The organism is Serratia sp. SA088 (assembly GCF_049065515.1).
Classification (GTDB): domain Bacteria; phylum Pseudomonadota; class Gammaproteobacteria; order Enterobacterales; family Enterobacteriaceae; genus Serratia; species Serratia nematodiphila.
The window spans coordinates 395,846-422,648 of the sequence record NZ_JBAKGW010000001.1 but is presented as its reverse complement, the minus strand read 5'-3'; the positions used below and the strand labels follow the sequence as shown (position 1 = coordinate 422,648).

The window sequence follows — 26,803 nt, the reverse complement described above, 5'->3', positions numbered from 1 at the left end:
GATTAGCGTCCTTTGGTTCCGGTTAACGCATCCGTCAGATCCAGATACTGTGGCGCCACCGCGCCGGCGAAGCGCCGCTGGTGCGCCGTCTGCTGGGCGGAGGCGCAGCCCTGTTCACCGAGAAACTTGACCTGCTCCTCTTCCCACACCGCATCCAGCGCCTGCGGCGTATCGTCGCGCGCCTCTTGCACCACCTGCGTCTCCAGAGACTGCGCCTGCACCTCGCTGCCGGACAACGCCAGCAGCAAATCGAACAGCACCGCATACGGGCTTTCACGCTGCTGCAGACGCGCGCCCAGCAGCGCCAGGATCGGCGCGATGTCCTGCAGCCCTTCGCGCGCCTGCGCCGCGTTGCGGCTGGCCAAATACTCCAGGTACAGCGGCAGGAAATCCGGCAGCTCGCGGCTGTCGATCTCCAGCCCGGCGGCGCGGTACTGCGCCATCAGGTCAACCATCGCCTGGCCGCGATCGCGCGATTCGCCGTGCACGTGTTCAAACAGCAGCAGCGAGGTGGCGCGGCCGCGATCGAACAGTTCGCAATAATCGGCCTGCGCGTCCAGCAACGGGCGCGCGCACAGGCGGCGGATAAACAGAATCAGCTGCGCGCTGTGGTGCAGATCCAGCTCGCTGGCCGGCTCCAATGCTTCGATCAGCGCCTGCTGATGGTCAAACAGCGCCTGCTCCGGGTAATCCAGCAGGCGGGCGATCACTTTCAGGCTGATCATGAGGCGTCCTCCGGCCGCGCGGTTTTCGCGGTCACGTCGATGGCATCGATACGGCGGCTGTTGAACAGGTTGAACTTACCGTCGCTGCCGTGGCAACCGTCGCCGAAGCTGAAGCCGCAGCCTTTGCTTTCCGGGAAGGCTTCACGCGCCAGTTCGCGGTGGCTCGACGGCACCACAAAGCGATCTTCATAGTTGGCGATCGCCAGGTAGCGGTACATCTCCTGCGCCTGCGCTTCACTCAGACCGACCTGCTCCAGCGCGCTGGTGTCCACTACGCCGTCGACGGTTTCCGCCCGTTTGTAGTGGCGCATCGCCAGCATGCGCTTCAGCGCCAACAGTACCGGTTCGGTATCGCCGGCGGTCAGCAGGTTCGCCAGATACTGCACCGGAATGCGCAGGCTCTCGACGTCCGGCAATACGCCGCTGTGCGCCAGCTCGCCGGCGTCGGCGGCAGACTGAATCGGCGACAATGGCGGCACGTACCACACCATCGGCAGCGTGCGGTATTCCGGGTGCAGCGGCAGCGCCAGTTTCCAGTCCATCGCCATTTTGTACACCGGCGACTGCTGGGCGGCTTCAATGACGCCCTGCGGCACGCCGTCCGCCAACGCCTGAGCGATCACCGCCGGGTCATGCGGATCGAGGAAGATATCGAGCTGGCTCTGATACAAGTCCTTGTCGTTCTCCACCGCCGCCGCCTGCTCGATGCGATCGGCGTCGTACAGCAGCACGCCGAGGTAACGAATGCGGCCGACGCAGGTCTCCGAACACACCGTCGGCTGCCCGGCTTCGATGCGCGGGTAGCAGAAGATGCACTTCTCGGACTTGCCGCTCTTCCAGTTGAAGTAGATTTTCTTGTACGGGCAGCCGGTCAGGCACATGCGCCAGCCGCGGCACTTGTCCTGGTCGATCAGCACGATGCCGTCTTCGCCGCGTTTGTAAATCGCCCCGCTCGGGCAGGTGGCGACGCAGGCCGGATTAAGGCAGTGCTCGCACAGACGCGGCAAATACATCATGAAGGTGTTTTCGAACTGGCCGTACATCGCCTTCTGCAGGTTGTCGAAGTTCTTGTCCTGCGAGCGCTTTTCAAATTCCCCGCCAAGGATCTCTTCCCAGTTCGGGCCGCTTTCGATCTTGTTCATGCGCTGGCCGGTGATCAGCGAGCGCGGGCGCGCCACCGGCTGGTGTTTGCCCTGTTTGGCGGTGTGCAGATGCTGGTAGTCGTAATCGAACGGCTCGTAGTAGTCGTCCAGCGCCGGCACATCCGGGTTGGCGAAGATTTTCGCCAGCACGCCGACGCGGTTGCCCATGCGCGGCTCCAGCTTGCCGTTGATTTTACGGATCCAACCGCCCTTCCATTTTTCCTGATCTTCCCAGGCGTGCGGATAGCCGACGCCGGGTTTGCTTTCCACGTTGTTGAACCAGGCGTATTCCATGCCTTCGCGGCTGGTCCAGACGTTCTTGCAGGTGACCGAACAGGTGTGGCAACCGATGCACTTGTCCAGATTCAGCACCATGCCGACTTGCGAACGAATTTTCATTTGTGGTTCTCCTGCTGACTGCCCTGCGCGTAGTCGTTGCCTTCATCGTCCAACCAATCAATACGGTTCATCTTGCGCACCACCACGAACTCGTCGCGGTTGGAGCCGACGGTGCCGTAGTAGTTGAAGCCGTAGGCCAGCTGCGCATAGCCGCCGATCATGTGGGTCGGCTTCGGACAGGCGCGGGTCACCGAGTTGTGGATGCCGCCGCGTTGGCTGGTGATCTCCGAGCCCGGCAGATTCACGATGCGCTCCTGTGCGTGGTACATCATGGTCATGCCGGCCGGGATACGCTGGCTGACCACCGCGCGCGCCGTCAGCGCGCCGTTGGCGTTGAAGGCCTCGATCCAGTCGTTGTCCGCGATGCCCAGATCTTTGGCGTCGTCTTCGCTCAGCCAGACGATCGGCCCGCCGCGCGACAGCGTCAGCATCAGCAGGTTGTCGCTGTAGGTGGAATGGATACCCCACTTCTGGTGCGGCGTCAGGAAGTTCAGCGCCTTCTCCTTGTTGCCGTTCGGCTTGCTGTTGAGCAGCGGCTGGGCGGCGCGGGTATCGATCGGCGGCCGGTACACCAGCAGGCTTTCGCCGAAGGCGCGCATCCACTCGTGATCCTGATACAGCTGCTGGCGGCCGCTGAGCGTGCGCCACGGGATCAGCTCGTGCACGTTGGTGTAGCAGGCGTTATAGGAAACGTGTTCATCCTCCAGGCCAGACCAGGTCGGGCTGGAGATGATTTTGCGCGGCTGCGCCTGAATGTCGCGGAAGCGAATTTTCTCGTCTTCCTTGTTCAGCGCCAGATGCCGGTGATCGCGGCCGGTGACGTTGCTCAGCGCTTCCCAGGCTTTCACCGCCACCTGGCCGTTGGTTTCCGGCGCCAGCGACAGGATCACTTCCGCCGCGTCTATCGCGCTCTCGATCTTCGGCCGCCCCGCCGCCGGGCCGTCGGCCTTGACGTAGTTAAGCTGCTTGAGGAAATCGACCTCGGTCTGGGTGTTCCAGCTGATGCCCTTGCCGCCGTTGCCCAGTTTGTCCAGCAGCGGCCCCAGGGAGGTAAAACGCTCGTAGGTGGCCGGGTAATCGCGCTCCACCGCGATGATGTGCGGCGCGGTTTTGCCGGGGATCAGTTCGCATTCTCCTTTCTTCCAGTCCTGCACGCCGTAGGGCTGCGCCAGTTCGGCAGCGGAATCGTGCTGGATAGGCAGCGTCACCACGTCGGTTTCCTGGCCCAGATGGCCGACGCACACCTCGGAGAAGGCCTTGGCGATGCCTTTGTAGATCTCCCAATCGCTCTTCGAGTCCCAGGCCGGATCGACCGCCGCCGACAGCGGATGAATGAACGGGTGCATGTCGGAGGTGTTCATGTCGTCTTTTTCGTACCAGGTGGCGGTCGGCAGCACCACGTCGGAATACAGGCAGGTGCTCGACATGCGGAAATCGAGCGTCACCACCAGATCCAGCTTGCCTTCGCCGCCCTGCTCGCGCCATTCCACTTCCTGCGGCTTCACGCCGCCCTGCTGGCCGAGATCTTTGCCCTGAATGCCGTTTTCGGTGCCCAACAGGTATTTGAGCATGTACTCATGGCCCTTGCCGGAAGAGCCCAGCAGGTTGGAGCGCCAGACGAACAGGTTGCGCGGGAAGTTCTGCGGATTGTCCGGCTGCTCGGCGGCAAAGCCCAGCGCGCCGTTTTTCAGGCTGTCGACGGTAAATTCGACCGGCGATTGGCCGGCGGCGCGGGCCTGCTCCGCCAGGCGCAGCGGGTTAGCGCCCAGCTGCGGCGCCGACGGCAGCCAGCCCATGCGCTCGGCGCGCACGTTGAAGTCGATCAGGCTGCCGCCGAAGCGCGACTTGTCCGCCAGCGGCGACAGCAGCTCATCGGCGCCGACGGTTTCATAACGCCATTGGCTGGAATGGTTGTAGAAGAACGAAGTGCTGTTCATGTGGCGCGGTGGGCGTTGCCAGTCGAGGCCGAACGCCAGCGGCAGCCAGCCGGTTTGCGGCCGCAGTTTTTCCTGGCCGACGTAGTGCGCCCAGCCGCCGCCGCTCTGGCCGACGCAACCGCAGAAGATCAGCATATTGATCAGGCCGCGGTAGGTCATGTCCATGTGATACCAGTGGTTGACGCCGGCGCCGACGATGATCATCGAACGGCCGTGGGTCTTCTCGGCGTTTTGCGCGAATTCGCGGGCAATGCGGATGATGTTGTGGCGCGACACGCCGGTGATCTGCTCGGCCCAGGCCGGGCTGTAAGCCTTGACCTCGTCATAGTCGGCGGCGCAGTTGGCGTCGCCCAGCCCGCGCTCCAGGCCATAGTTGGCCAGCGTCAGGTCATACACGCTGGTCACCAGCGCTTCGCTGCCGTCCGCCAGCCGCAGGCGTTTCACCGGCAGCTTGTGCAGCAGGATTTCGTCCAGCGCCACGCTGTTGAAATGCTCGCTGTCGGCGCCGCCGAAGTACGGGAAACCCACCTCGGCAACGTCGTCATGCATGCCCAGCAGGCTGAGTTGCAGCTCGACTTCCTGTTGCGCCTGGCCTTCGCGCTGTTCCAGGTTCCACTTGCCCTTCTCGCCCCAGCGGAAACCGATGGAGCCCTGCGGCGCCACCAGCTCGCCGCTGCGGCTGTCGATAGCGACGGTTTTCCACTCGGGATTGTTTTCCTGGCCCAGTCCGTCCACCAGATCGGCGGCGCGCAGCAGGCGGCCGGCGGCGTAGTGGCCGCCTTCACGCGGCTCCAGCAGCACCAGCATCGGCATGTCGGTATAGCGGCGCACGTAGTCGCGGAAGTAGCCGACTTCGCGATCGAGATGGAACTCTTTCAGCATCACGTGCCCCATCGCCAGCGCCATCGCGCTGTCGGTGCCCTGCTTCGGATTCAGCCAGTGGTCGCACAGCTTGGCGACTTCGGCATAGTCCGGCGTCACCGCCACGGTTTTGGTGCCCTTGTAACGCACTTCGGTAAAGAAGTGGGCGTCCGGGGTGCGCGTCTGCGGCACGTTGGAGCCCCAGGCGATAATGTAAGAAGAGTTATACCAGTCGGCGGACTCCGGCACGTCGGTCTGCTCGCCCCAGGTCATCGGCGAAGCCGGCGGCAAATCGCAATACCAGTCGTAGAAGCTCAGGCAGGCACCGCCGATCAGCGACAGGTAGCGGGCGCCGGCGGCGTAGGACACCATCGACATCGCCGGGATCGGCGAGAAGCCGATAATGCGGTCAGGGCCGAAGGTTTTGGCGGTGTAGACGTTGGCGGCGGCGATCAGTTCATTGACCTCTTGCCAGCTGGAGCGGACGAAACCGCCGCGGCCGCGCGCCACCTTGTAGCTCTTGGCTTTTTCCGCATCGCCGACGATCGATCCCCAGGCCTCGACCGGATCGCTGTGCTGCGCTTTCGCCTCGCGCCACAGTTTGAGCAGCCGCTTGCGCATCAGCGGGTATTTCAGCCGGTTGGCGCTGTACAGGTACCAGGAGTAGCTGGCGCCGCGCGGGCAGCCGCGCGGTTCATGGTTGGGCAGATCGGGGCGGGTGCGCGGATAGTCGGTTTGCTGGGTTTCCCAGGTCACCAGACCATTCTTCACGTAGATCTTCCAACTGCAGGAACCGGTGCAGTTCACGCCGTGGGTGGAACGCACCACTTTGTCGTGCTGCCAACGGCTGCGGTAGCCGTCTTCCCAGTCGCGGTTGGTGTTCAAGGTCTGGCCGTGATCGCCAGAAAAAGGCTCCGCCAACTGCTTGAAATAGCGGAAACGGTCTAAAAATTTGCTCATCCGGAATGCTCCTGAAGGCCCTTATCGTTATAAGAAGACATGCTCAATCTGCCGCCAGCCTACTGACGGCCAAGCGGCGGCAAATTGATTGCGATCAAGAGAAAGCGGTGAGAGAGGCGCGGCGAATGCGACGAATACCACTAAAGTATAAGCGCGAAAACATAGGTAATCAGCTGATAAAAAAGAACAAATGATACATTTAATCAGGCTTCGGGAATGGATGGCGGCAGGCGGGGGTATTTGGAGGTATAAATGGACGAATAAAGCGTATGGTGTTTTCATTGAACGAAATATCAGCGTCGCCCCCGGCGGGCGAACGGCAGCAAATGAAGGCGCGGCCGAGACGTTCCGCGCCTTCATCTTATTCATTCACCGAACATCGTGGCGGCAGGCGATAAAATCCAGTGCTTCATCAATCTTTAAAGTAACTTCCCCATTCCTTTTCGGCACTGAGTGGCATGAGATGGCAAAGGCCGGCGCCCGGGGTAAAAGTCAGCTCGCCGAAATACACCCGCCCTTCCACTTGATAAAAATCTACCCTGATGTAGGAAAATTGCTTCGCGGTGAGCTTCGCCAAATGAATCATTTCGTCAAAACATTCTGGCCGCGGCGCCGGTATCTCGCTGTTTTCGATATCAATGCGAATATTCGTTCTATTCCAATCAGCGTCAAATACGTCACGCCGGTGGGCACCAAAACGCTGATAGTCCACCTGAATGAAAATGCATACCTCGCCCTCACGGTTGAAGCAGTGGAACTTGAAATCTTTAGGCACATCGCCATTATCCAGCAAAAGCCGCTCAGCCAATATTCTCGGCTCAATATCCTGATAGTGTTTTTCTCGTTCCTGATCATAAAAATTCGTGTTCAACCAACCCGAAGAAAGATCGTAAAGCTCACCGTAACTGGCCTGGCGTTTGTCGAAAACCAGCTTATTAAATCCGCAGCCGTGATTCGCTTTAAGCACGAAAGCGTCCGGCAAGCGCTGGTACATTTCGTAGGTCAGTTCAGTACCCTGCGCATACAGGTCAATCAGATAATGCTCACCCCAAAGTCCGGCGATAAATTCCCTTACTTTATATTTATCCGATAAAGTCGTGTATATCCTTCTTGGATAAATCTTTCGTCTCATTATTTTTTCATTATAAAAAACCGGATTGGAAAGATGGGGGAGCCGTTTAAAGTTAATAACGTATTTCATCTTATGATATAGCGTGTCCGGGACATGCTTATAAAGATGCCTTACAAGTTGTTGCAACATGATGACTCCTTGTTCTTTATAAAGATATGATGAAACAAATAACGGAAATTGCGCTATTTATGGCAAAAAGAATTTAAGCGGCATTGGGTGCCATGAGTAAATAACCTCCTTAATCAGAATTAAAGAGTGTGCGTACAGGCCGCCAATTTGCATGGCGGCGTGATGAAAGCGAACTCACTTTATTTTGTCTTGAGTCTGCGGATGAAAACAGGCACGCAGCTAAACGCCGTTAACTGCAGGCGCGTAATCTTGCCTTTTTGGAAAAAATAATTCAGAACAAAGACCGACATGAACTCCGCCGATAGCGTTGAAACAGCCGCGCCCATCAACCCATAGCGGGGAATCAACAGGAGGTTCAGCAGGATATTTATCACCGCCACCATCGGCATTTTCATGGCGATGAAGCGGTATCCTGAAAACAAGACGATGCTTCTGTACGAAACGGTGCCCAATACGGACACCAAAGAGGTGAATGAGCACACGGCCAACACGCCGGCAGCGGGCAAATATTCATCGCCGTACAGTACGTTTATAATCTGCGACGGAAAATAGATAAACACCAACAGAGCCGGTAGAGAGAGCGCCATCACGATGACATAAAGCAGTCGGATCCGATATTCCTGTTCCGCCGCTTGACGCGAGCCGGCAATGCCCGACATAAGCGAGGTGATCATCGCCATCGGCACAAAAGACCACCCCTGCGCCAGAGTCAGCGCCGCGCTATACCAACCGACCGCCTGCTCGCCAAGCATGCCACCTAACATGATCTGATCGATGCGCGTATAAATGACAATCGACAAACTCGACACCGCCAGCGGCAAACCAACGCTGAACAAATGACGCTCATAACGTTGTCGCTTCCGCCCCTTGACCGGCGCCAATCGCCCGCGCACCTCACGGTGGAACATCCAACGGCGCAGGAAATAAGGTATCGCACTGCTGACAACGTAAGGAATCGCGAACCACGCCAGACTGAGCTCGGCATGAACCAACATCAGGCGCAATGCGATGGACAAAAGCAAAACCGAGTTGTTTATCAGCGTATTGCGTTTCGATTTTAAGGTGGCGTCGTAATAAATTTTGTAGACGTCCTGTACTGAAAAATAGGCGCTTGCCAGCATCAGCAACAGGATCAAAACGTCGGTATTATTGTGAGAGAACACGTGCCATGCCAACACAGGCAACGCACCCAACAAAAACACGCGCCGCCTGAGCCGTATGGAGGCCATCATCAGGTGCATCCCGCTGGCTGGCCGGCGCGCAATGCGATTGAAAATGACGCTGTCGGCGCCGAGCTGAGCCAGCGGCACCAACACTGCAATGGTCGCCAACAGATAATTCAGGACGCCGAACTGGCCAGGCCCCAGATAACGCGCCACATAGATAGACACGAAAATGCCCGAAACGCTGAGAGAAAGGCGTTCAAGCATCAACCAGAGTGCATTGGTGAGCGTCCGTTTCATCTCTAATCGCACCCGCAACGGGAGGGGGGGAAAATGGCGATGGTCTCATTAAAAAACTGAGAATTAATGCCAACGCGGCAGGGTGCAATGCGACCCAGGCTTATTTTCGTTCTTTTGGTCATATCCACATTCCACAACAATCCACAACCGCTTTAAGCGCCAACAATAACGCTTCGCTTATGCCAAGTACAGACCGCATATCAATGATATGCAAGACATGATGCGCCGGTGAAGACCCCGGCAGCGCCTTCTGTGCGCCTTGCCGGATAAGGAAAGCGCATTCTTCGCCGTAAACGCCTGCCCGATAACGCCGATAATCTTTCTTCCACCGTTCTTTCTCACCCAGAAAACCCAAAGACGCTTTTCTTTGGCCACGTTATTTTTCTTATAAAAAAATGCATGCTACCGCCCTTGGGAATCTGCCCCCAATATGCCTTTTGCTCGTCGTGATCGATCGGCATTCCCCACGCTTTTCCGTGCGAGAAATCCGCCAAACATAAATACGCACCGGCTTTTTTCAAATCACACTTAAACATTCATCTGCGGAAAAATTGAGAACAACATAAGCGAAAAATCATTAATCACACTTCCCCAGGGATTGCTCATTAATGTGTTACCACCGTTCTCTTTATCCATGAGGCAACATCTTTCGGGCACACATCAGCGATTGCCATACCGCCCCATCTGCGCGGCGGTGCCATGCGTCTTATGCCTGTTATGCGCCATGATTCCGAAATTCAGACTGAATAAACATGCTCTGCATTTCAAATAACAAATAGTAAAATCAACGTAACGGCGGCTGTGGCCCAATGAAAAAAATGAAATCCAAACAACGATCAATCCCCAACATCATAATAAACTTGATATTTAAGGTTCCTATATTTCGCATCAAGCACGTCCGCCCGGCCTACGGATAAAGAAAGCGGAACGCCGCTCACTGATTTCTTAAATTGCGGATTATTAACGTCGGCGCACTCCATTTTCGCCGTATCGTGGTTGCTGCCCTGATACACGCAAATCATTACTTTTCCGTTGTTTACACCAGGCTCATTCAACACCAGCGTTAGAACCACGCGGGTATCATTCCTGATATCATTAGTCGCTATGAGTCTTGCCTGGTTGCCTAACATATAAGAGAACAACGAAATAGCCAGTATCGATAAAGAAATCAACAGACAGATCGCAACCTTAAGCGTGCGCGACGGCATGCTGAGCGCAAAAGCGCGGCGACGTGGAGAAAAATGTCTTTTCCTTGTTTTATTCTTCGCCATCAGATACGAAGCGACATGCTCTGCTTCTGCGTTAATTTCCTCATCGCTTTTAGCCATTTTATCATTATCCGATTCCTCGATCTCCTCCGTATTTTCAGAATATTCCGCTTGAAGAGATTCATTCTCTATCGATGTATTATTCCAGGTTTCATCGTTATTTAGTTCTTCGGTGTCTTCTGTAAACTGGAAAATACTTTTATTTTCAACTTTATAACCGAGCCTGGGAATAGTTCTGATAATGGTGTGATCGACATCGCCAATTTTTTGCCTGATAGACTTAATTGTTTGATTTATAGTTGAATCTGAGCAGTAAGTTCCTTTCCATATATTTTCTATAATTTCCGTTCGTGTAACCAATTCTGGCGATCTCGCGATAAGCAGTGACAGAATCTGAGACTCTTTCCAGCGCATGCGAAATTTCTGCCCGGAGAGATTTAATACGTCAAGATTCCTAATCCTTATTTTTTTCTCAAAGTTCAATTTAGTTTCCTTTCTATACCTGCCCTGCTCACTTTGTATAGAAACATGAAAAAATGTTCAAGAAATTAAATGTAAAGTCAAAGATGAAAAAATTTAATCACTTCATACCAGCGTCTATTTCTGGTTTCATTTTCATTCCCTTGATGGCAGCTTCGATGAACACTGGGTGAATGATTTTTCTACCAAATGAAATAACCTTGCCGCCAGAGTGAAACCAAATAAACCCAATATAACCAATTGTTATTAAAAAGAAAAACTTAATAATCAGTTTTCAAATCGATGAAATAGTGAAATTTGCGTGCAGCATGCGATTTTTAAGCCTAATCCTATTGTTAGAATAGCGAAAGACTCGCCATCAATAAGAAATGAGATTTATCTCAATCAACATAACTGGCGGTCATTTAATAACCGCAAAGCCAAAAAAGAGAAATATTTCCACATTGGCAAACAAGATCGGAGAGTACTTTCAATATCCTCCCACTCGCCATCATTTTAAAATGATGTTTTACTTTTCTCTCTAAAAAACAGAACAAGGTTTCAAAAACAGATTATTTTTGAGAATGGTGTAGTAAAAACGAAAAGTACGATATTAAAAGGAAAAAACTACGCAGCATCAACTGAAGAAGACATATAGAGCAACATGAAATTCGGCATAAAACTAGGTGCCCCGCCAGGCCGCCCGTCACCAGTTTAACGGGCAGCCCTCGAGGCACACGATCAGCTCGCTTTCTTGCGGCCATACACCGCCCAGGTGATGACCACACACAAGATATAGAACACCAGGAATACTTTCATTGCCCCCGCCGGTGAGCCGGTCAGCGCCAGCGAGGTACCGAATGCCTGGGGAATAAAGAAGCCGCCTGCGGCGCCGATCGCCGAGATAAAGCCCAATGCGGCGGCGGAGTCCGTCACCGCTTCACGCTGTGCGCTCTCGTCACTGCCGCCAGCCGCTTTCACGCGATCGACAGTGATTTTACGGAAAATGACGGCGATCATTTGGAAAGTCGATCCGCTGCCCAGCCCCGCCGTGAGGAACAGCACCATAAAGATGCCGTAGAAGGCGATGAACGAACCGCCCTCGCCCGCCGTCGGCAAGGTCAGGAACAACAGCGCGGCGAACACGGCCATCACCACAAAGTTGATCAACGTCACCCGCACGCCGCCGAAACGGTCAGACAGCGCACCGCCGACCGGCCGCGCCAGCGCCCCGAGGAACGGCCCAAAGAAAGCGTAATGCAGGATCACGACCTCCGGAAATTGCGTCTTCGACAGCATGGCGAAACCGGCGGAGAAACCGATGAAAGAACCGAAGGTCGCGAGGTACAGCAAACTCAGCATCCACAAATGCCCACGTTTGAGCACTGGCAGTTGCTGGCGCAGCGATGCCTTGGCCGCCGCCAGATCGTTCATGCCGAACCAGGCCGCCAAGGTGGCAGCCAGCAGGAACGGTACCCAGATCCAGGCGGCGTTTTCCAGCCACAGCTGCCCCCCTTCTGCCTGATCTTGCGCCGTGCCGCCAAACAGACCAAACAGGCTGAAAGAGATCGCCAGCGGCGCGACCAGTTGCATGACGCTGACGCCCAGATTCCCCAACCCGCCGTTGAGACCCAATGCGCCGCCCTGACGCGCTTTCGGGAAGAAGAAGCTGATATTGGCCATGCTGGAGGCAAAGTTGGCGCCCGCAAAACCGCACAGCAGGGAAATGATGACGAACACGCTGTACGGCGTGCTGCTGTCCTGCACCGCGAATCCCAGCCACAAGCACGGCACCAGCAGGAAGCAGGTGCTGATAGCGGTCCAGCGACGGCCGCCAAACAGCGGGATCACGAAGGAATACGGCACGCGTAAAATAGCGCCCGAGACCGACGGCAGCGCTGTCAACAGGAACAGTTGATCGGTGGAAAAGTTGAAGCCAACCTTGTTCAGGTTGACCGCGACGGCGCTGAACAGCATCCAGACGCAGAAGGCCAGCAGCAGACAGGGAATGGAAATCCACAGGTTGCGGGTGGCGATGCGATGGCCACGCTGCTGCCAAAAGGCGCTGTCTTCAGGATGCCAATCCTGAATCAGCGCACCGATTTTCTTTGATGAAGGCGTTGCAAGTTGCGACATAAAAACCTCAGACACGGGGGATTATTCCGACACCCTAGGGGGCGGCCCCGGCGGCAAAGTTGATGTATATCAACCCGAATGCAAGTAGTTGGCGGCACAAATAGCGCCTTCATCCCCTTAGGGGTACATTCCGGATAAAAATTAAATCATTTATAATCAATAAATTATAAAGAACCACTTCGTCATCCTCACCGCTTCGCCACCCCGCCGGAAACTAATGGGTACTTCATTCGAGGTATGGGGTTATGCTCAGGGATAATCAAAAATACGGCTGAATCGTTACTTGTTTACCCCGTCGCCGCCTTCGCCCCTGAGCTTCAGCGGCGCCAAATGCCAGGAACCCGCGCTTATGAAACGCCTGTTGGCCCCGCTTTCGATCGTGAATCAGGTCGCCCTGCTGATGTTGCTGTCGGGCATTCTGGGCGTGGCCGGCATGGGGATTTCCGCCTGGATGTCGCAAAGCATTCAGGGCAATGCGCATGCCATCAACAAGGCCGGCTCGCTGCGTATGCAAAGCTACCGTCTGCTGGCGCAGGTGCCGCTGGATGAACGGCATGAAGCGTTGATCCGCGAACTGGAGCGCGACGAAAACAGCCCCGACCTGCAGCGTTCAGTGGAACAGGAAGGGTTGACGCAACCTTTCGACACCTTGCGCAACTACTGGCAACAGACCCTGCAACCTCGCCTGCGCAGCGCGCAGCGCCCGGCCGACGCCGCGCCGCAGGTGGCGCACTTCGTGCAGCTGTTGGATAAGCTGGTCTCGGATATCGACAGGCAAACCGAGCGCCGCCTGCTGATGGTGACGCTGGTGCAGGCCGGCTTTATCGCGCTGACCCTGCTGCTGCTGATCGGCACCACCTGCTACCTGCGCCGCCGGTTGCTGCATCCGTGGCGGCAGCTGGTGGAAATGGCGTTGGCGGTGGGCCGCGGCGACTTTAGCCGCCGCTTCGCGCAGCGCGGCCATCAGGATGAAATGGCGTCGCTCGGCGGCGCGTTGAACACCATGTCCGACGAACTGTCGGCCACCTACAGCGGGCTGGAGCAGCGCGTAGCCGAGAAGACCGCGGACCTGCAGCAAAAAAATCAGATGCTGAGCTTCCTCTATCGCGCCAGCCGCCTGCTGCACGCCAGCGAGCCATTGTGCAGCCGCCTGACGCCGCTGCTCAACCAACTGCAAATCCTGACGCCGCTGCGCGCCATTCAAGTGCGGCTGTATGAAAACGACAGCCGGGAGCCGCTGCTGCAGCTGAGCGGCAACCAGCCGTTGCGGCCGGAGCATTGCCATAATCCGGTGTGCAGCGCCTGCCTGCACGACAGCGACCGCCAGCATCCCGACAACCCGTCGCTGAGCTGGAGCCTGAGTGACAAACTTGGCGACTATGGCGTGATCGTGGCGCAACATGCGCCGCAACAGCCGCTGAACGATGAGCACCGCCAGCTGGTCAACACTCTGGTGGAGCAACTGACCAGCGTGCTGGCCATCGAACGTCAGGTAGACCACCAGCAGCAGCTGATGCTGATGGAAGAACGGGCGGCGATCGCCCGCGAGCTGCACGACTCCATCGCCCAATCGCTCTCCTGCCTGAAAATGCAGATCGCCTGCCTGCAGATGCAAGGCGAAACGCTCTCGTCCGCCAGCCAGGCGCTGGTGCAGCAGATGCGCGAAGAGCTGAACGGCGCCTATCGCCAGCTGCGCGAGCTGCTGACCACCTTCCGCCTGCAGCTGACCGAACCGGGCCTGCTGGCGGCGCTGCAATCGACGGTAGCGGAGTTCAATCCCAAACTGGGCCTGAACATCAGCCTCGATTACCAACTGGGGCCGCGCACGGTGCCCGCCTACCAGGCCATTCATCTGCTGCAGATCGCCCGCGAGGCGCTCAGCAACATCCTTAAGCATGCCGCCGCCAGCGAGGTGAGCATTCAGGTCATCAACAAACGGGGCGAAGTGACCCTGAGCGTATGCGACAACGGACGCGGCCTGCCGGCCGAAACATCCCGCCCCGACCATTACGGCTTGATCATCATGCGCGATCGCGCCAAGAGCCTGCATGGCCGTTGCGACATTTTACCGCGCAGCGGCGGCGGCACCGAGGTGCGAGTCAGCTTCACGCCGGATAACCACGCCATCGACTAACGGAGACACCATGACGACAGAAACCGCCGCCACCATCTTACTGATCGACGACCACCCGATGCTGCGCAACGGCGTAAAACAGCTGATTGGCATGGACGCTCGCCTGCAGGTCATCGCCGAAGCCAGCAACGGTGAGCAAGGGGTCGCGCTGGCGGAGCAGCACGATCCGGATCTGATCCTGCTCGACCTCAACATGCCCGGCATCAACGGGCTGGAAACGCTGGATCGCCTGCGCCAGACAGACCTGTCGGGGCGCGTTGTGGTGTTCAGCGTGTCCAACCATGAAGACGACGTCGTCAGCGCGCTCAAACGCGGCGCCGACGGTTATTTGTTGAAAGACATGGAGCCGGAGGATCTGCTGAAGGCGCTGCATCAGGCGGCGGCCGGGCAGATGGTGCTCAGCGAAACGCTGACGCCGATCCTCGCCGCCAGCCTGCGGGAAAACCGCCCCAGCGCCGATCGCGATATTCAGCAATTGACGCCGCGCGAACGGGATATTCTGAAGCTGATCGCCCAGGGGCTGCCGAACAAGCTGATCGCCCGCCGCCTGACCATCACCGAAAGCACCGTCAAGGTACACGTCAAACACCTGCTGAAAAAGATGAAGCTAAAATCCCGCGTCGAGGCCGCCGTGTGGGTGCTGCAGGGCAAAAACGGTTAGTCGCCGCCGTACAGCGGCCCGGTTTGCGCCGGGATCGGCGGCGGCGTCAGGGTTTTGATCGGCGGCAGGCCCGCGTCATCACCGGCGGTCGCCGTCAGCGGCGGCGCCACTTTCAGCTCTATCCAGTTGGACGTCACGCGCTGCTGTTTATCGTCCTCCAGCGTGACCGATAGCCGGTAGCTGTTGGCGGCGCCCGGCGCATCGTCCCACGGCGGCACGATCGCCGTCCAGCCCTGCGGATCGTTGGCATTGTGCGGCGGCGTCAGGCTCAGCGCCTGCGTATCCCCCTGCCAACTGACGTGAGAAATCCCGTTCAATGCCTTGATTTCCAGCACCAGCGGCACGGTTTCCCCCGCCTGCAGGCTCCACGGCGGCGTAGCGAGGAACACCTGCAGCGTTTTGCGCTGGCGGAACTCCAGCACCGGCACGTTCTTGCGTTCGATAGGATCGTAGCGGCTGCCGCGCAGCGACTTGGCCTGCGCCACATACTCCGGCGAAATCTGCTTCACCAACGGCACCCCGAGCCGATAGCTCAGCGCCAGCTCGATCTGATCCTGGCTCTGCCCGCCCGCGCCAATCTTATGCAGCGCCTTCATCGTCACCAGCGGCACCGGGGTGTAATTGAGCCCCAGCTGCATCGCGCGCGGATCGTTTTGTTTTTTGCCGCTGCCGAACAGATCGACATTATCGCCGAGATACTGCTCATAGCTGAGCGAACCGCCGATCTGGCGATAAAACGGCAGATAGCCTTGCGTCGTGATGTCGTAACCGCGCGCCGGACGGCTGAAAAACACGCCATCGCCAGACTTTTGCGCCAGCGCCGACAGCGGGTAGTAATAGTTGGTGGAGAAACGCAGGTAGTCTCCCCAGGCCTCCGCGCCGACGCTGCCGCGATTGCGCTGCCGGGCGAAATCGCTGTCGAGCGCCGTGTTGTACCCCAGCAGCCAGTCACCGGCGATCCAGCGCTGCCCCAGCGCGAAATTACCGAGCGCCCCGGCGCTTTGCTGTAGCCAGCCGATCTGGCTGTAGGTCAGCAATCCGTCGACGTCGTACAGCGGGCTGAATAACTGCCCGTTGCTGCCGGTAAAGTCCCCCTCACCGGTCATCTTCAGCGATAATCGTGCGGTGCCCAGCGGCGACAACAGTTCCTGCGCCTGCTGTTGCAGCGCGCCGGTCGCCTGGCCCAGCAGATAATCCTCGGCGCGGCTGCGCATCTGCTGACGGGAAACGTTATTCAGATCTTTTTCGCCGAACTGCTTGGCCATCTCGGCCCACTGCTTCTCGCGCGCGGCGTCATCGGGCGCGCCGCCCAGTTCGGGCAAATTCGCGGCCGGATCTGCGGCGGCCGGTGCGGAAGAGACAACGCTCTCCGGTGCCGGCGGGGATTCGGCGCAGGCGGGTGCCGCGCCGGCCAGCCACACCAGCGCCCCGGCCAGCCACACCGCCTGGCGGCTGTGCCAGCGTCGTTTTTTGGTTTTGATGAGTCCCGCCTGAATTTCGTCTTTCATGGCACCGTTGGCCCCCCTCCCTCCTGGAGCAGGCCAACCCACTGCTTTGCTGTCGCCTTTCCCGCGGCAGATCTGGAAACCCTACGCCCCGTCCAGGCCGGGGCGCCTCTCCCTTAAAGCCTAACGGCTTGACGAACAGAAACAATAGGATAAACCCCAATCACTCTCCAGTGACGCCGTCACTTACGCCCTTTACCGATCCATTCCGGCCGCCAGGTGAATTCACACCATTTCAGCACCGATTTTGCCGATAAAAAGCGCAACACCCCGCTGTTGCGCGCCTCCGCGCATGACATTGCCTCACTCTGCAATACGTGAAGTGGCGATGCGTACAACTGCGCATTCCTCACAGCCCACCGCATTTCACCCCGATGAAATACGCATTTTGCCGTTATTTTAAACATCCATTTCACGACTTATGGAGCCCCGATGTTTCTTTCCTTACTGTGGCCCGCGCTGTTTTTCACCGCGCTGCTGTCGGCAGGTGTGGTCGCCTTCGCGCTCATCACCCGGTTGGAGCGAACGGCGGCCGGGCGCGCCAACCCACCGCAATTGCGCCGCCGTAGCCTGCTGCTGACGACCTTCGGTTTGGCGTTGACGGCGCTGCCCTTCGACCTGCCGGCAGCACACCGGCTGTGGTTGCCGCCGGCTGCGGCGCTGCTGATCGCCCTTGCCTGGCTAGACTGGCGCCACCGGTGGTTGCCGGACCGGTTAACCCAGCCGCTGCTGTGGGGCGGAATGTTGTGCAATCTTGACGCTCGCTGGGCGACGCTGGGTGACGCGGTTATCGGCGCCGCCGCCGGCTACGGGGGGTTGTGGCTGCTCAACGCGCTTTATCGGCAGGTGCGGCGGCGTAACGGCATCGGCCAGGGTGATTTCAAACTGCTGGCGGCGCTGGGCGCCTGGCTCGGTTGGACGATGCTGCCGCTGCTGGTCTGTCTGGCGGCCATGTTCGGATTAGGCATGGCATTGACGCGCGGCCGTCGCAACCGCCGCGCCTGGCGAACGCGGCAACCTTTCGGCATCGCCTTGGCGGCCGCCGGCTGGCTGTTGCTCTTGATGGACGCCGGCCAGAACGCGCCGGCGTTATTCGGTTAGTTCTTCAGTGTCTCGATCAGCCGATTGAGCAATCCTGCCACTTCCGCAGTGCTGGCCGTTGTCGGATTGGCCAGTGGCTGGATCACTGCGAGCCTGGTGGTGGATAACACCTCATCGCTGCGGATTTCCAACGCATCGGCGGGTGGCGTGCTCAATGAAACGCCGTCCGGCCGCCAGTAGCTGCCGCGCGTAGTCTGCACCTGATAACTGCCAAAGCCGAAATCTTTCTCGACGCGGTAATATATTTCGCAGCTTAACGGCCCGGTGCGCCGCAACATAAAGGCGCCTTTCGCGCTATAGCTGCCTTTATTGACGACAAAGGCGGTCGCCTGCGAAGACAGATCGAACGTGATATATAAATCGCACGCCAGCACCTTGGTGCTTACGCCCTGTTGAAGAGTAATGCGCGTTGTAGGTTGCCGATCCGGCGCGGTCAGGGTGCCTAAAAAAGTCCACGATTGCTGTTTCGAGATATTGCGCGGCAAATGGTTGCTGGTGGCGGAAGGAGCAATTCCCCGCTCGCCCAGACTGTACATCGCTTCGACCCCGTTTAAAAACGACGTAACGTCGACGGTGCTTTTGCCGGCCACCGGAACGCCGCCGTTGTATACGTTACTGAAGGTTACCTCGGTATTGTTGCTGCAGGCGGCGATCGCCGCCGGGAACTGCGTCTTCGAACCGCTGTAAAGAGTCAACTGACTGATGTCCCAACGAGATTCGTTGATGAATCGGCACAACACGCTCCCGCTCTCCACATTCTGCGCGTCCTGGATATTGATATTGCCTATCGTGCCCTGGGCAAAGTTGGTGGACAACACGCTGACATTGGCGGCGCGCTGCGTGTTGCGGTTCTCGCAGCCCAACGAATTGATCGTGCCGTTAAAATCTTTGAACGAGTAGATATCGCCGATGCAGTCATCCGCAGCCAACGAGCCGATAGTAGAGTAAAACCCTGAAATTCTGAACGCAGTCCCCTTGGCGCGAGCGGCGTAGAGGCCGTCTATAAAATTGGTGGTGCCGGACTTGTCCATCCACAGCACCCCATCGCCCGGGCGATTGGCGTTTGCCTCCATCTGCACGTTCACCAGCCAGTTAATGAACATGTCGCCCGAGACAAACAGCGAATAACCGCCGACCTTGGTGTAGATGTCGCGAATATCAAACTTCGTCATATTGCGATCGCTGAACCACACGCCGTGAGTGTCGTCTACGCCGGTATCATCCCGCAACGTCAAGCCGTGCAGCGTCAGATTGGCGAAGCCTTTCACCACGATCACCGCTTTCTTCGTTTCGCCCTGTTCGTTGGTGTAACTGCTGTCCGCCGTCTTGACAATTTTGGTCGCCCGTCCCAATCCGACCACCCGCAAACCGATGCCGCCGTAGATGTCCGTTGTCGTCTGAATGAGTACGTGTCCGGCGACCGTATACACCCGCTGCCCAAGGGACAGCGTACCGCCGGCTTGCAGCGCCGCCGCCGCCGCTTTGTTGATCGCCGGCCCCCAGTTGCTTCCGTCGCTGTCTTGATAAAACTGTTCCGGCGTAACAACCTCACCGGTGGCGATCAAGGTTGCTGCGCGCGCTCCTGAAGCGTTTTCGTTATTGTCCATAATATCTCCTGACGTGATGTGTCCGCATCATTGCGGACGGCCGCGGTGAAAGGCGTCAACAACGCCGCCTTTCAGTGCCAATCTATCACCGTCATATGAGCGCGTTATGAAATTTCATTTTATTTCACCCTGACACAACATCTCGCGATCCGAGGTAGCAATAGCCAGCGATTTCACTCGCCGTTGGCCTTTGGTGCGACAGAAAGCTCGGACAGGCCCGCTACTTGCTGACCCGATCCAGATACAGCATGCTGTTGGCGATATCCAACCGGGCACCTTCGACGTTGTCCCGCAATGCCACCAGCGTTTGCCCCTGCAGCGCCACCACATACGGCGAGCTGGCCTGCAGTTCCCGTTGCAACGTGACGTAACGTGCGCTGCGCGCGGCGCTGTTCCCTTCCGCAGCCGCGGCGCGCGTTTCCGCGCTGATGGCGGGAATGTTCCACTGGGTGCGCCAGGCCAGGGTTTTCGGCCCACCGGGCACGTTATAGGCAAAGGCGCTGGCGTTGGTGTTCGGATCCAGGTAGTCGGCGCCCCAGTAGGTGAAGATCGCCTGAAAATCGCGGCCGCGCATCTTGCCCCACAGATCGCTTTCTACCACCGGATGGATATCCAACCGCAGCCCGGCCTGCGCAAAACTGGCCTGCAGCGCCTGCGCGATGTCGGTATACGGCGGTTGGTTGATGACGATAAGATCGATGCGCGTGCCTTCGGCGATGCCGGCATCGCGCAGGATCTGTTTGGCTTTGTCCACGTCGAGCTTAAACGGCCGATCGTCGAGTGCCCCGTCCAATCCCTGCGGCAAGAAGGCCTGATGCACGCGATATTGCCCTTTCAGCAGTTGCTCGGCGATGCTCTGATAATCGACCAGCCAGCGCGCCGCCTGCCATAACGCCGGATTGCCCAGCGCCGGATTGTCTTTGCTGCCAGTGTTGAAACCGAGGTAATAGATCCGGGGCGCATCGGCCTGCTCAATGCGCACGCCAGACGCGTTACGCAGTGAGTCGAACTGGTCGGCCCCCAGATCGTAGGCCACGTCGGCATCCCCTTTCAGCAACAGCAAACGGCGGGTACCGGCGTCGCTGACGTTCTTGAACAACACCGTTTTCAACCTTGCCGGCGACGGAGCGTAGTCATTACGGCCAAACAGCAGCGCTTCATGCGGCACATAGTTGTTCACCCGATACGGGCCGCCGCCGGCGGAATGGCTGCGCAGCCAGCCGTTACCGTAGTCCCCCTGCTGCGCGTGCTCGTTCAACAGCTTTTCATCCACGATCGAAGCCACATTCGCCGTCAGCAGCCGCAGCGCCAACTCGCTGCCGATGTTGGCGGGCCAACTGAGTTGCACCTGGTTATCTCCCACCTTCTTCAGCTGTTGCTCAACGTTATCCGGCGTCCAGCCAAACTCGCCGAGAATAAACGACGGCGCCTTGTTCAGCTTCACCGCGCGAACCAGCGAAAAAATCACATCTTCTGGCCGCAGCGGGTTGCCGGAAGCGAAACGCTGCTGCGGTTTCAGGGTAAAGGTCAGGCTGCGGCCATCGGCGCCCGCTTGCCAACTGCCTGCGGCGTCCGGCGCCAGCTTTTGCGGCGCGGCGCGATCCGGCGCCACCAGGCGCTGATAGAGATTGACCAGATTGGCCGAACTGACGGTTTCAAAGCTCTCCGCCGGATCGAGGCTGATAATGCCCTCCAACGAACTGACCACTACCAAGGTATCCTGCGGGGTGGCAGCCTGCGCACCAAAAGCGGCCGCCAGCGCGCCATACAATAAGGTTGGAATTAACCGTTTCATCGATACACTCTCCACAATCACGCGGTTGCGCTGTTTTTCGAGTGTAGGGGGTAAGAATTAACAGAAGAACGACGATAAATTGCTTTATTTATTACCAAGATGGATATGCCCGCCGCGTTGGCGGGCACAGGTTTAAATGCTGATGCGGCCGTGCGCCATTGCCACCGAACGATCGCACATATGGTCAATCACGTCCGCATCGTGGCTGACCAGCACCATGGTCAGATCGCCCGCCTGCTTCAGCTCGTTGAGCAGATTGAGGATCTCCGCCTGCACCGACATGTCCAACGCCGAAGTCGGTTCATCCAGCAGCAACAACTTAGGCCGCAGCAACAATGCGCGCACGATCGCCACGCGCTGCCGCTGGCCGCCCGACAGCTGATGCGGGTAGCGATCCAGCAGGCGCGGATCCAACCCCACCTGGCGAAAGCCCGCGCTGATCTTGCGTTCGATATCGCTTTCCTGCAGCAGCTTGAGCGGCTCCGACAGCGTACGCAACAGCCGGTGCTTGGGGTGTAGCGAAGCATAGGGATCCTGAAACACCATCTGTACCTCACGCCGCAGCTCGCCGGTAAATGCCTGCCCCGGTTGCAGCCGCCGCCCCAGCAGCTCAAAACCGCCCTGCCAGATGCCATTCAGCCCGGCCAGCACCCACAGCAACGAGGACTTGCCGCAGCCGGAAGGCCCCACCAGCCCGAAACACTCACCCGGTTCGATGTGCAGGTTAACCTCATGCACCACGGTGCGCAGCTCGTAGCCCTGGCGGTGACTGACGCTCAGGTTCTCCAGTGCGATTACGCTCATTTCAACGTCTCCAACAGCGCGCGGTCCAGCACCGGCAGCGGTTTGCCGCGCGTCTCGCGGCTCGGCCGGCACGCCCACAGCGTGCGAGTGTAAGGATGCGTGGCCTGCGCCAGCTCTGCTGCCGGCAGTTGATCCAACAGCTCGCCTTTGTACATCACCAGCACCCGCTCGCAGTGGTGCGCCACCTGCTGTAAATCGTGGCTGATCAGGATCAGCCCCATGTTGCGTTGCGCCACCAGATTGTCTATCAGTTGCAGCACCTGATCGCGCATCTGGTGATCCAGCGCCGAAGTCGGTTCATCGGCAATCAACAGCTGCGGATCGTTGATCAACGCAATGGCCAGCATCACCCGCTGCCCCATGCCGCCGGAGAGCTGATGCGGATAACGGCCCCACAGCGCCGCCGGATCGGGCAACCCCACCGCCGCCAGCATCTCCAATACCTTTTCACGCCGCTCGGCGCGGCTCAGCTTGGCATGCAGCACCAGCGGCTCCTCCACCTGACGGCCGATCGGCTGATTGGGATTCAGCGCATGTTTGGGATCTTGCATCACCATCGCCACCCGGTCGCCGCGCAGACGGCTCCACTGGCGTTCGCTCAGGCGCGTCAAGTCTTCATCGCCCAGCGTCAGGCGCTGCGCCTGCAGCTGCAACGGCGGCGGCAATAGCCCCATCAGCGCACGCGCGGTCAACGACTTGCCGGAACCGGACTCGCCGACCAGCGCCAGCCGCTCCCGCCCCATGCTGAACGAGATATTCTTCACCAGCGCCGCCGGCTGCGGCCCCGGCACGCCGATCGCCAGCCGTTCGACGGTCAATAAAGTGTTATCAGTGCCCATGACGAGGATCCATTTTGTCGCGCAGGCCATCGCCCAGCAGGTTAAACGCCAGGCTGGCGAACAGGATCGCCCCGCCTGGTGCGGCGGCGACCCACCATTGGTCGAAAATCACTTTACTGCCTTCGGCCACCATCGAACCCCATTCGGCGGTCGGCGGCGCGACGCCCATGCCGAGGAACCCCAGACCGGCGGCGGACAGGATGATGCCGCCCAGGCTCAGCGCCGCACGCACCACCGCGCTCGGCAGGCACAAAGGCAAAATGTGGCCGACCATCAGCCGCAACCCGTTGATACCCTGCATGCGCGCCGCCGCCAGGTAGTCACTGCGGCGCAGCGCCAGGGTTTCGGCCCGCGCCTGGCGGGCAAAGGCCGGCCAGCTGGTCAATGCCAGCGCCAGCGCGCCGTTCATCAGCCCCGGCCCCATCACCGCCACGAACGCCAGCGCGATCACCAGACTCGGCAGCGACAGGAAAATGTCGGTCAGACGCATCAAAATGCGCTCCACCCAGCCGCCGAGGTAACCGGCGCAAATGCCGACCAGCAGGCCGATGGGAATGGTCAACACCAGAATCAGCGACACCAGGATCAGCGTCGGCCGCGCGCCGTAAATCACGCGGGAGAGCAAATCGCGGCCAAAGCCGTCGGTGCCCAGCCAATGTGCAGCCGAAGGCGGCAGTAACCGCAGCTCGATATGCTGCAGATTGGGATCGAAAGGCGCCAGCCACGGAGCCAGCAGCGCGGTGACAATCAGGATCGCCACCAGCGCCGCGCCCAGCGTCAGCGTGGTCAACCGCCGACCGCGGCGGTCACCGACGGCTGGCTCGCTTTGCGGTTCGTGTTCAGAGAGATATTGGCTCATCGAGTTCGCGGATCCACTAAATAGGTCAAGGCGTCGGCCAGCGCATTCAACAGCACGAAACAGGTGCCGATCAGCAGCGTGGCGCCGAGGATCGCCGGCGTGTCGGCAGCAAACAGCGCCGAGGTCAGGTAACGCCCGACGCCGGGCCAGGCGAACACCGTTTCGGTCAATACCGCGCCCTCCAGCAGGCTGGCGTAGGAGAGAGACAGTACGGTGATCAGCGTGCCAAGCACATTGGGAAACACATGGCGCAGCAGAATGCGCAGGCGGCCAGCGCCCTTGGAACGCGCCAGCGTCACGTATTCCTTGTTGCACTCTTCCAGCATCGCCGCCCGCAGCAGCCGGGTAATGCCCGCCATCGACAGCAGCGCCAACGCCACCACCGGCAGCCACAGGTGGCCGATGGCGTTGTAGAACATTTCACGATCGCCGGACAGCCAGCTGTCGATCAACACGAAACCGCTGCGCGGCTCCATGCTGTACAAGTAAATGTCGTCCAGCCGCCCCGGCCCCGCCGACCAATGCAGCGTGGCGTAGAACAGCAACAGCCCAAGCAGGCTCAGCCAGAAAATCGGCACCGAATAACCGATCAGCGACAGCAGACGCGCCGCGTTATCCAGCCAGCTGCCCGGTTTGAGCACCGCCAGAAACGCCAGCGTAATGCCGCCGAGGGCGCCGAGGATAATGGCGCAGGTGGCCAGCTCCACCGTCGCCGGGAAGGTACGCAACAGATCGCTCAACACCGGCTGCGCGGTAATACGCGAAATGCCCAAATCGCCGTGCGCCAGGTGCACCAGGTAACGCCAAAATTGCACCGGCAGCGGCTGATCCAACCCCAGCTCGTGCCGCACCTGCGCATAGGTGGCTTCGCTGGCGTGATCGCCCGCCACCTGCAGCGCCGGATCGATCGGCGCCAGGTGCGACAGCATGAAGGTGAACAGCAGCAGGCCAAGCAACGTCAGCGCCAGAGACAGCGCGCCGCCGAGCAGCCGCCCGCCCCAGCGCCAATACCGCCGGGCCGCCCCGGCGCCGGCGGACAGGTCAGCGGCCATTACTTGCTGACCTTGCTGTAGAACACCATGTCAGGGTTGATGCCCTGCACATAGCCCTTGAGGTTGTCACGCACCGCAATCAGGCTGCGTGCCTGCAGGCCGATGACAAACGGCGAGCTTTGCTGCACCTGTTTTTGCAGTTGCTGGTAGTCTGCCACCCGTTTGGCGGTGTCGTTTTCCGCAGTGGCGGCCAGCGTCAGCTTGCTCAGCGCCGGGATCTGCCAGTTGGCGCGCCAGGCCAGCGTCTTGCTGCCGTCTTCCGGGTTGTAGGCGAAGGCTGCGGCGTTGGTGTTAGGGTCGAAGTAATCCGGCCCCCAGGAGGTCAGCGTCGCATCGTAGTTAAGCGCTTTCACCTTGGTGGAGACCTGCGAACTGATGCCCGGCACCAGTTCGACCTTCACGCCGCCCTGAGCAAAACTGGCCTGCAACGCCTGAGCGATGTCCAGGTACGGCGGCTGGTTGTTGACGTCCAGACGGAAACTGACGTTGCTCAGCCCCGCCTTGGCCAGTATTTCTTTGGCTTTCTGCGGATTGAAGCTGTACGGCCTATCTTTGAGCGCGCCCAGATAACCGTCCGGCAGGAATGCCTGATGGCTCTGGAACTGCCCTTTCAGCAGATCGTCGGCGATGCCTTGATAATCGAACAGCCAGCGCGCCGCCTCCCAGAACGCCGGATTGCCGAGCGCCGGCGACGCCTTGGCGTTGAACTGCAGGAAATAAAGCGAAGCATAAGGAATAGCCAGCGGTTTGACGCCCGGCTTGCCCTTCAGAGCCGCCATCTGGTCTGCCCCCAGGTTGCGTGCGATATCGGCATCGCCCTGCTCGATCAGCAAACGGCGCGCCGCCGGATCGGGCACGTTTTTGATCAGGATGGTTTTCAGCGTCGGCGCCCCTTCCGGCGAGCCCGGGTTGGCGTCCAGCACCACCACTTCGTGCGGCACATAGGTGCGGATTTTGTAAGGGCCACTGCCGGCGGAGTGGCTGTTCAACCATTGATGCCCCAGATCGTCGCCCTGCTGGTGCGCCAGCGCCTCTTTGGCGTCGACGATCGAGGATACCGGCGCCGACAGCAGGCTGAGCACGAAGGCCGGGCTGACGTTCTCACTCCAGCTGATTTTTACCGTGTGCTCGTCCACCTTGCTCAGGTGTTGCTCCACGTTCTTCGCGTTCCAGCCCAGCTGCGTCAGGATAAACGACGGTTCGAGATTGAGTTTAACCACCCGTGAAAGCGAGAAGATCACGTCTTCCGGCCGCAGCGGATTGCCGCTGGCGAACCTGGCGTCCGGGCGCAGGCTGAAAGTCAGGCTGCGGTCGTCGGCGCCGGCCTGCCAGCTGCTGGCCAGGGTTGGTTTAAGATCGATGGGATTGTGCGGATCTGACTGGATCAGACGTTGATACAGGCTGTTGAACGACTGCACCGTGGTTAACTCAAATCCCTGGGCCGGGTCAAAGCTGACCACGTCATCGATAGATTGCGCGATCACCAGCGTGTTGGCCGGCGTCGCCGCCTGTACGTTAACGCTGGCCGCCACGGCCAAAAACAGCAAAGAAGGAACGAGCGCTTTCATCTGAAACTCTCCAAGCGGATGGAATTTATAATAATTTTGCGAGTGTATGCGAGCACGATCGGCAGCTGAAGGTACTTAAATCACTATAGATATTCTTTTTATGTATATAGATGGGATTTTGATTATTAGGGCAAGGATTGCGCGGCAGGTCGCACTCTCGCGACACGTCGCGGCAATTGCCTACTGTCTTTGCAGCACGATTCGCAGCGATGAAAGTCGGGGTTTGAGTCTGTTTCATCGGGTGACTAACGTGAGCTCAGTCACCCA

The 26,803-nt window shown here is 58.9% G+C and carries 18 protein-coding genes; 3 read left to right on the top strand and 15 right to left on the bottom strand.

Annotation, left to right across the window (positions count from 1 at the left end; genetic code table 11):
- Positions 1–2 precede the first annotated feature (2 nt).
- The 7 genes from narJ to ACOWVD_RS02010 all read right to left on the bottom strand — a co-directional run bounded on the left by narJ (position 3) and on the right by ACOWVD_RS02010 (position 12,611).
- Complete coding sequence (gene narJ / locus ACOWVD_RS02040) at positions 3–725, bottom strand: nitrate reductase molybdenum cofactor assembly chaperone (protein ID WP_332069914.1); 723 nt, start codon at positions 723–725, stop codon at positions 3–5.
- Entirely contained in the window at positions 722–2,266 is a 1,545-nt protein-coding gene (narH, locus tag ACOWVD_RS02035) for a nitrate reductase subunit beta (protein WP_049240570.1), read from the bottom strand. The genes narJ and narH overlap by 4 nt, the downstream gene beginning before the upstream one ends.
- Entirely contained in the window at positions 2,263–6,024 is a 3,762-nt protein-coding gene (locus tag ACOWVD_RS02030) for a nitrate reductase subunit alpha (protein WP_421105401.1), read from the bottom strand. The genes narH and ACOWVD_RS02030 overlap by 4 nt, the downstream gene beginning before the upstream one ends.
- A 412-nt stretch (positions 6,025–6,436) precedes the next feature.
- Complete coding sequence (locus tag ACOWVD_RS02025) at positions 6,437–7,285, bottom strand: ATP-grasp fold amidoligase family protein (RefSeq protein ID WP_164094852.1); 849 nt, start codon at positions 7,283–7,285, stop codon at positions 6,437–6,439.
- Positions 7,286–7,464: 179 nt separating this feature from the next.
- Complete coding sequence (locus tag ACOWVD_RS02020; RefSeq protein ID WP_197763481.1) at positions 7,465–8,748, bottom strand: flippase; 1,284 nt, start codon at positions 8,746–8,748, stop codon at positions 7,465–7,467.
- An 836-nt stretch (positions 8,749–9,584) separates the two neighbouring features.
- Complete coding sequence (locus tag ACOWVD_RS02015) at positions 9,585–10,499, bottom strand: transcriptional regulator (protein ID WP_049240578.1); 915 nt, start codon at positions 10,497–10,499, stop codon at positions 9,585–9,587.
- Positions 10,500–11,216: 717 nt separating this feature from the next.
- Positions 11,217–12,611 carry a NarK family nitrate/nitrite MFS transporter gene (locus ACOWVD_RS02010; RefSeq protein ID WP_049240579.1) on the bottom strand — a complete coding sequence of 465 codons (1,395 nt, stop codon included), beginning with the start codon at positions 12,609–12,611 and terminating at the stop codon, positions 11,217–11,219.
- A 349-nt stretch (positions 12,612–12,960) separates the two neighbouring features.
- Here ACOWVD_RS02010 and narX point away from each other — a divergent pair, with 349 nt between their 5' ends.
- Both narX and narL read left to right on the top strand, forming a co-directional pair.
- Positions 12,961–14,745 carry a nitrate/nitrite two-component system sensor histidine kinase NarX gene (gene narX, locus ACOWVD_RS02005; protein WP_049240580.1) on the top strand — a complete coding sequence of 595 codons (1,785 nt, stop codon included), beginning with the start codon at positions 12,961–12,963 and terminating at the stop codon, positions 14,743–14,745.
- 10 nt (positions 14,746–14,755) lie between these two features.
- Positions 14,756–15,406, top strand: a complete 651-nt coding sequence (narL, locus tag ACOWVD_RS02000) for a two-component system response regulator NarL (RefSeq protein ID WP_004934684.1) — start codon at positions 14,756–14,758, stop codon at positions 15,404–15,406.
- On the opposite strand, the gene ACOWVD_RS01995 is transcribed toward narL, so the two are convergent.
- Positions 15,403–16,914 (bottom strand): YchO/YchP family invasin, encoded by a 1,512-nt coding sequence (locus tag ACOWVD_RS01995; RefSeq protein WP_152903411.1) that lies wholly within the window; start codon positions 16,912–16,914, stop codon positions 15,403–15,405. The genes narL and ACOWVD_RS01995 overlap by 4 nt on opposite strands.
- 429 nt (positions 16,915–17,343) lie before the next feature.
- On the opposite strand from ACOWVD_RS01995, the gene ACOWVD_RS01990 reads away from it, so the two are divergent.
- On the top strand, positions 17,344–18,012 hold the full coding sequence (locus tag ACOWVD_RS01990; protein WP_164094849.1) for a prepilin peptidase: 669 nt from the start codon (positions 17,344–17,346) through the stop codon (positions 18,010–18,012).
- Here the strand turns inward: ACOWVD_RS01990 and ACOWVD_RS01985 are convergent.
- The 7 genes from ACOWVD_RS01985 to ACOWVD_RS01955 form a co-directional block, all read right to left on the bottom strand.
- The gene (locus ACOWVD_RS01985; RefSeq protein WP_421105400.1) at positions 18,009–19,619 is read right to left on the bottom strand and encodes a hypothetical protein; all 1,611 of its coding nucleotides are present in this window, start codon (positions 19,617–19,619) and stop codon (positions 18,009–18,011) included. The two genes, ACOWVD_RS01990 and ACOWVD_RS01985, sit on opposite strands and share 4 nt — an antisense overlap.
- A gap of 220 nt (positions 19,620–19,839) precedes the next feature.
- On the bottom strand, positions 19,840–21,414 hold the full coding sequence (locus tag ACOWVD_RS01980) for an ABC transporter substrate-binding protein (RefSeq protein ID WP_004934699.1): 1,575 nt from the start codon (positions 21,412–21,414) through the stop codon (positions 19,840–19,842).
- A gap of 132 nt (positions 21,415–21,546) precedes the next feature.
- Positions 21,547–22,218: an ABC transporter ATP-binding protein gene (locus ACOWVD_RS01975; protein ID WP_164094847.1), complete on the bottom strand. Its 672-nt coding sequence runs from the start codon at positions 22,216–22,218 to the stop codon at positions 21,547–21,549.
- Positions 22,215–23,057: an ABC transporter ATP-binding protein gene (locus ACOWVD_RS01970; protein ID WP_004934707.1), complete on the bottom strand. Its 843-nt coding sequence runs from the start codon at positions 23,055–23,057 to the stop codon at positions 22,215–22,217. The genes ACOWVD_RS01975 and ACOWVD_RS01970 overlap by 4 nt, the downstream gene beginning before the upstream one ends.
- A complete protein-coding gene (locus tag ACOWVD_RS01965; protein ID WP_033632776.1) occupies positions 23,047–23,916 on the bottom strand; it encodes an ABC transporter permease in 870 nt (289 codons plus the stop codon). The genes ACOWVD_RS01970 and ACOWVD_RS01965 overlap by 11 nt, the downstream gene beginning before the upstream one ends.
- Positions 23,913–24,968 carry an ABC transporter permease gene (locus ACOWVD_RS01960; protein ID WP_004934713.1) on the bottom strand — a complete coding sequence of 352 codons (1,056 nt, stop codon included), beginning with the start codon at positions 24,966–24,968 and terminating at the stop codon, positions 23,913–23,915. Before ACOWVD_RS01960 ends, ACOWVD_RS01965 begins: the two co-directional genes overlap by 4 nt.
- On the bottom strand, positions 24,968–26,536 hold the full coding sequence (locus tag ACOWVD_RS01955; RefSeq protein ID WP_015378214.1) for an ABC transporter substrate-binding protein: 1,569 nt from the start codon (positions 26,534–26,536) through the stop codon (positions 24,968–24,970). The genes ACOWVD_RS01960 and ACOWVD_RS01955 overlap by 1 nt, the downstream gene beginning before the upstream one ends.
- Positions 26,537–26,803 lie beyond the last annotated feature (267 nt).

Coding starts and splice junctions, on each gene's coding strand:
- narJ (WP_332069914.1), bottom strand. CDS start 725: ATGATCAGCCTGAAAGTGATCGCCCGCCTGCTGGATTACCCGGAGCAG.
- narH (WP_049240570.1), bottom strand. CDS start 2,266: ATGAAAATTCGTTCGCAAGTCGGCATGGTGCTGAATCTGGACAAGTGC.
- ACOWVD_RS02030 (WP_421105401.1), bottom strand. CDS start 6,024: ATGAGCAAATTTTTAGACCGTTTCCGCTATTTCAAGCAGTTGGCGGAG.
- ACOWVD_RS02025 (WP_164094852.1), bottom strand. CDS start 7,285: ATGTTGCAACAACTTGTAAGGCATCTTTATAAGCATGTCCCGGACACG.
- ACOWVD_RS02020 (WP_197763481.1), bottom strand. CDS start 8,748: ATGAAACGGACGCTCACCAATGCACTCTGGTTGATGCTTGAACGCCTT.
- ACOWVD_RS02010 (WP_049240579.1), bottom strand. CDS start 12,611: ATGTCGCAACTTGCAACGCCTTCATCAAAGAAAATCGGTGCGCTGATT.
- narX (WP_049240580.1), top strand. CDS start 12,961: ATGAAACGCCTGTTGGCCCCGCTTTCGATCGTGAATCAGGTCGCCCTG.
- narL (WP_004934684.1), top strand. CDS start 14,756: ATGACGACAGAAACCGCCGCCACCATCTTACTGATCGACGACCACCCG.
- ACOWVD_RS01995 (WP_152903411.1), bottom strand. CDS start 16,914: ATGAAAGACGAAATTCAGGCGGGACTCATCAAAACCAAAAAACGACGC.
- ACOWVD_RS01990 (WP_164094849.1), top strand. CDS start 17,344: ATGTTTCTTTCCTTACTGTGGCCCGCGCTGTTTTTCACCGCGCTGCTG.
- ACOWVD_RS01985 (WP_421105400.1), bottom strand. CDS start 19,619: ATGGACAATAACGAAAACGCTTCAGGAGCGCGCGCAGCAACCTTGATC.
- ACOWVD_RS01980 (WP_004934699.1), bottom strand. CDS start 21,414: ATGAAACGGTTAATTCCAACCTTATTGTATGGCGCGCTGGCGGCCGCT.
- ACOWVD_RS01975 (WP_164094847.1), bottom strand. CDS start 22,218: ATGAGCGTAATCGCACTGGAGAACCTGAGCGTCAGTCACCGCCAGGGC.
- ACOWVD_RS01970 (WP_004934707.1), bottom strand. CDS start 23,057: ATGGGCACTGATAACACTTTATTGACCGTCGAACGGCTGGCGATCGGC.
- ACOWVD_RS01965 (WP_033632776.1), bottom strand. CDS start 23,916: ATGAGCCAATATCTCTCTGAACACGAACCGCAAAGCGAGCCAGCCGTC.
- ACOWVD_RS01960 (WP_004934713.1), bottom strand. CDS start 24,968: ATGGCCGCTGACCTGTCCGCCGGCGCCGGGGCGGCCCGGCGGTATTGG.
- ACOWVD_RS01955 (WP_015378214.1), bottom strand. CDS start 26,536: ATGAAAGCGCTCGTTCCTTCTTTGCTGTTTTTGGCCGTGGCGGCCAGC.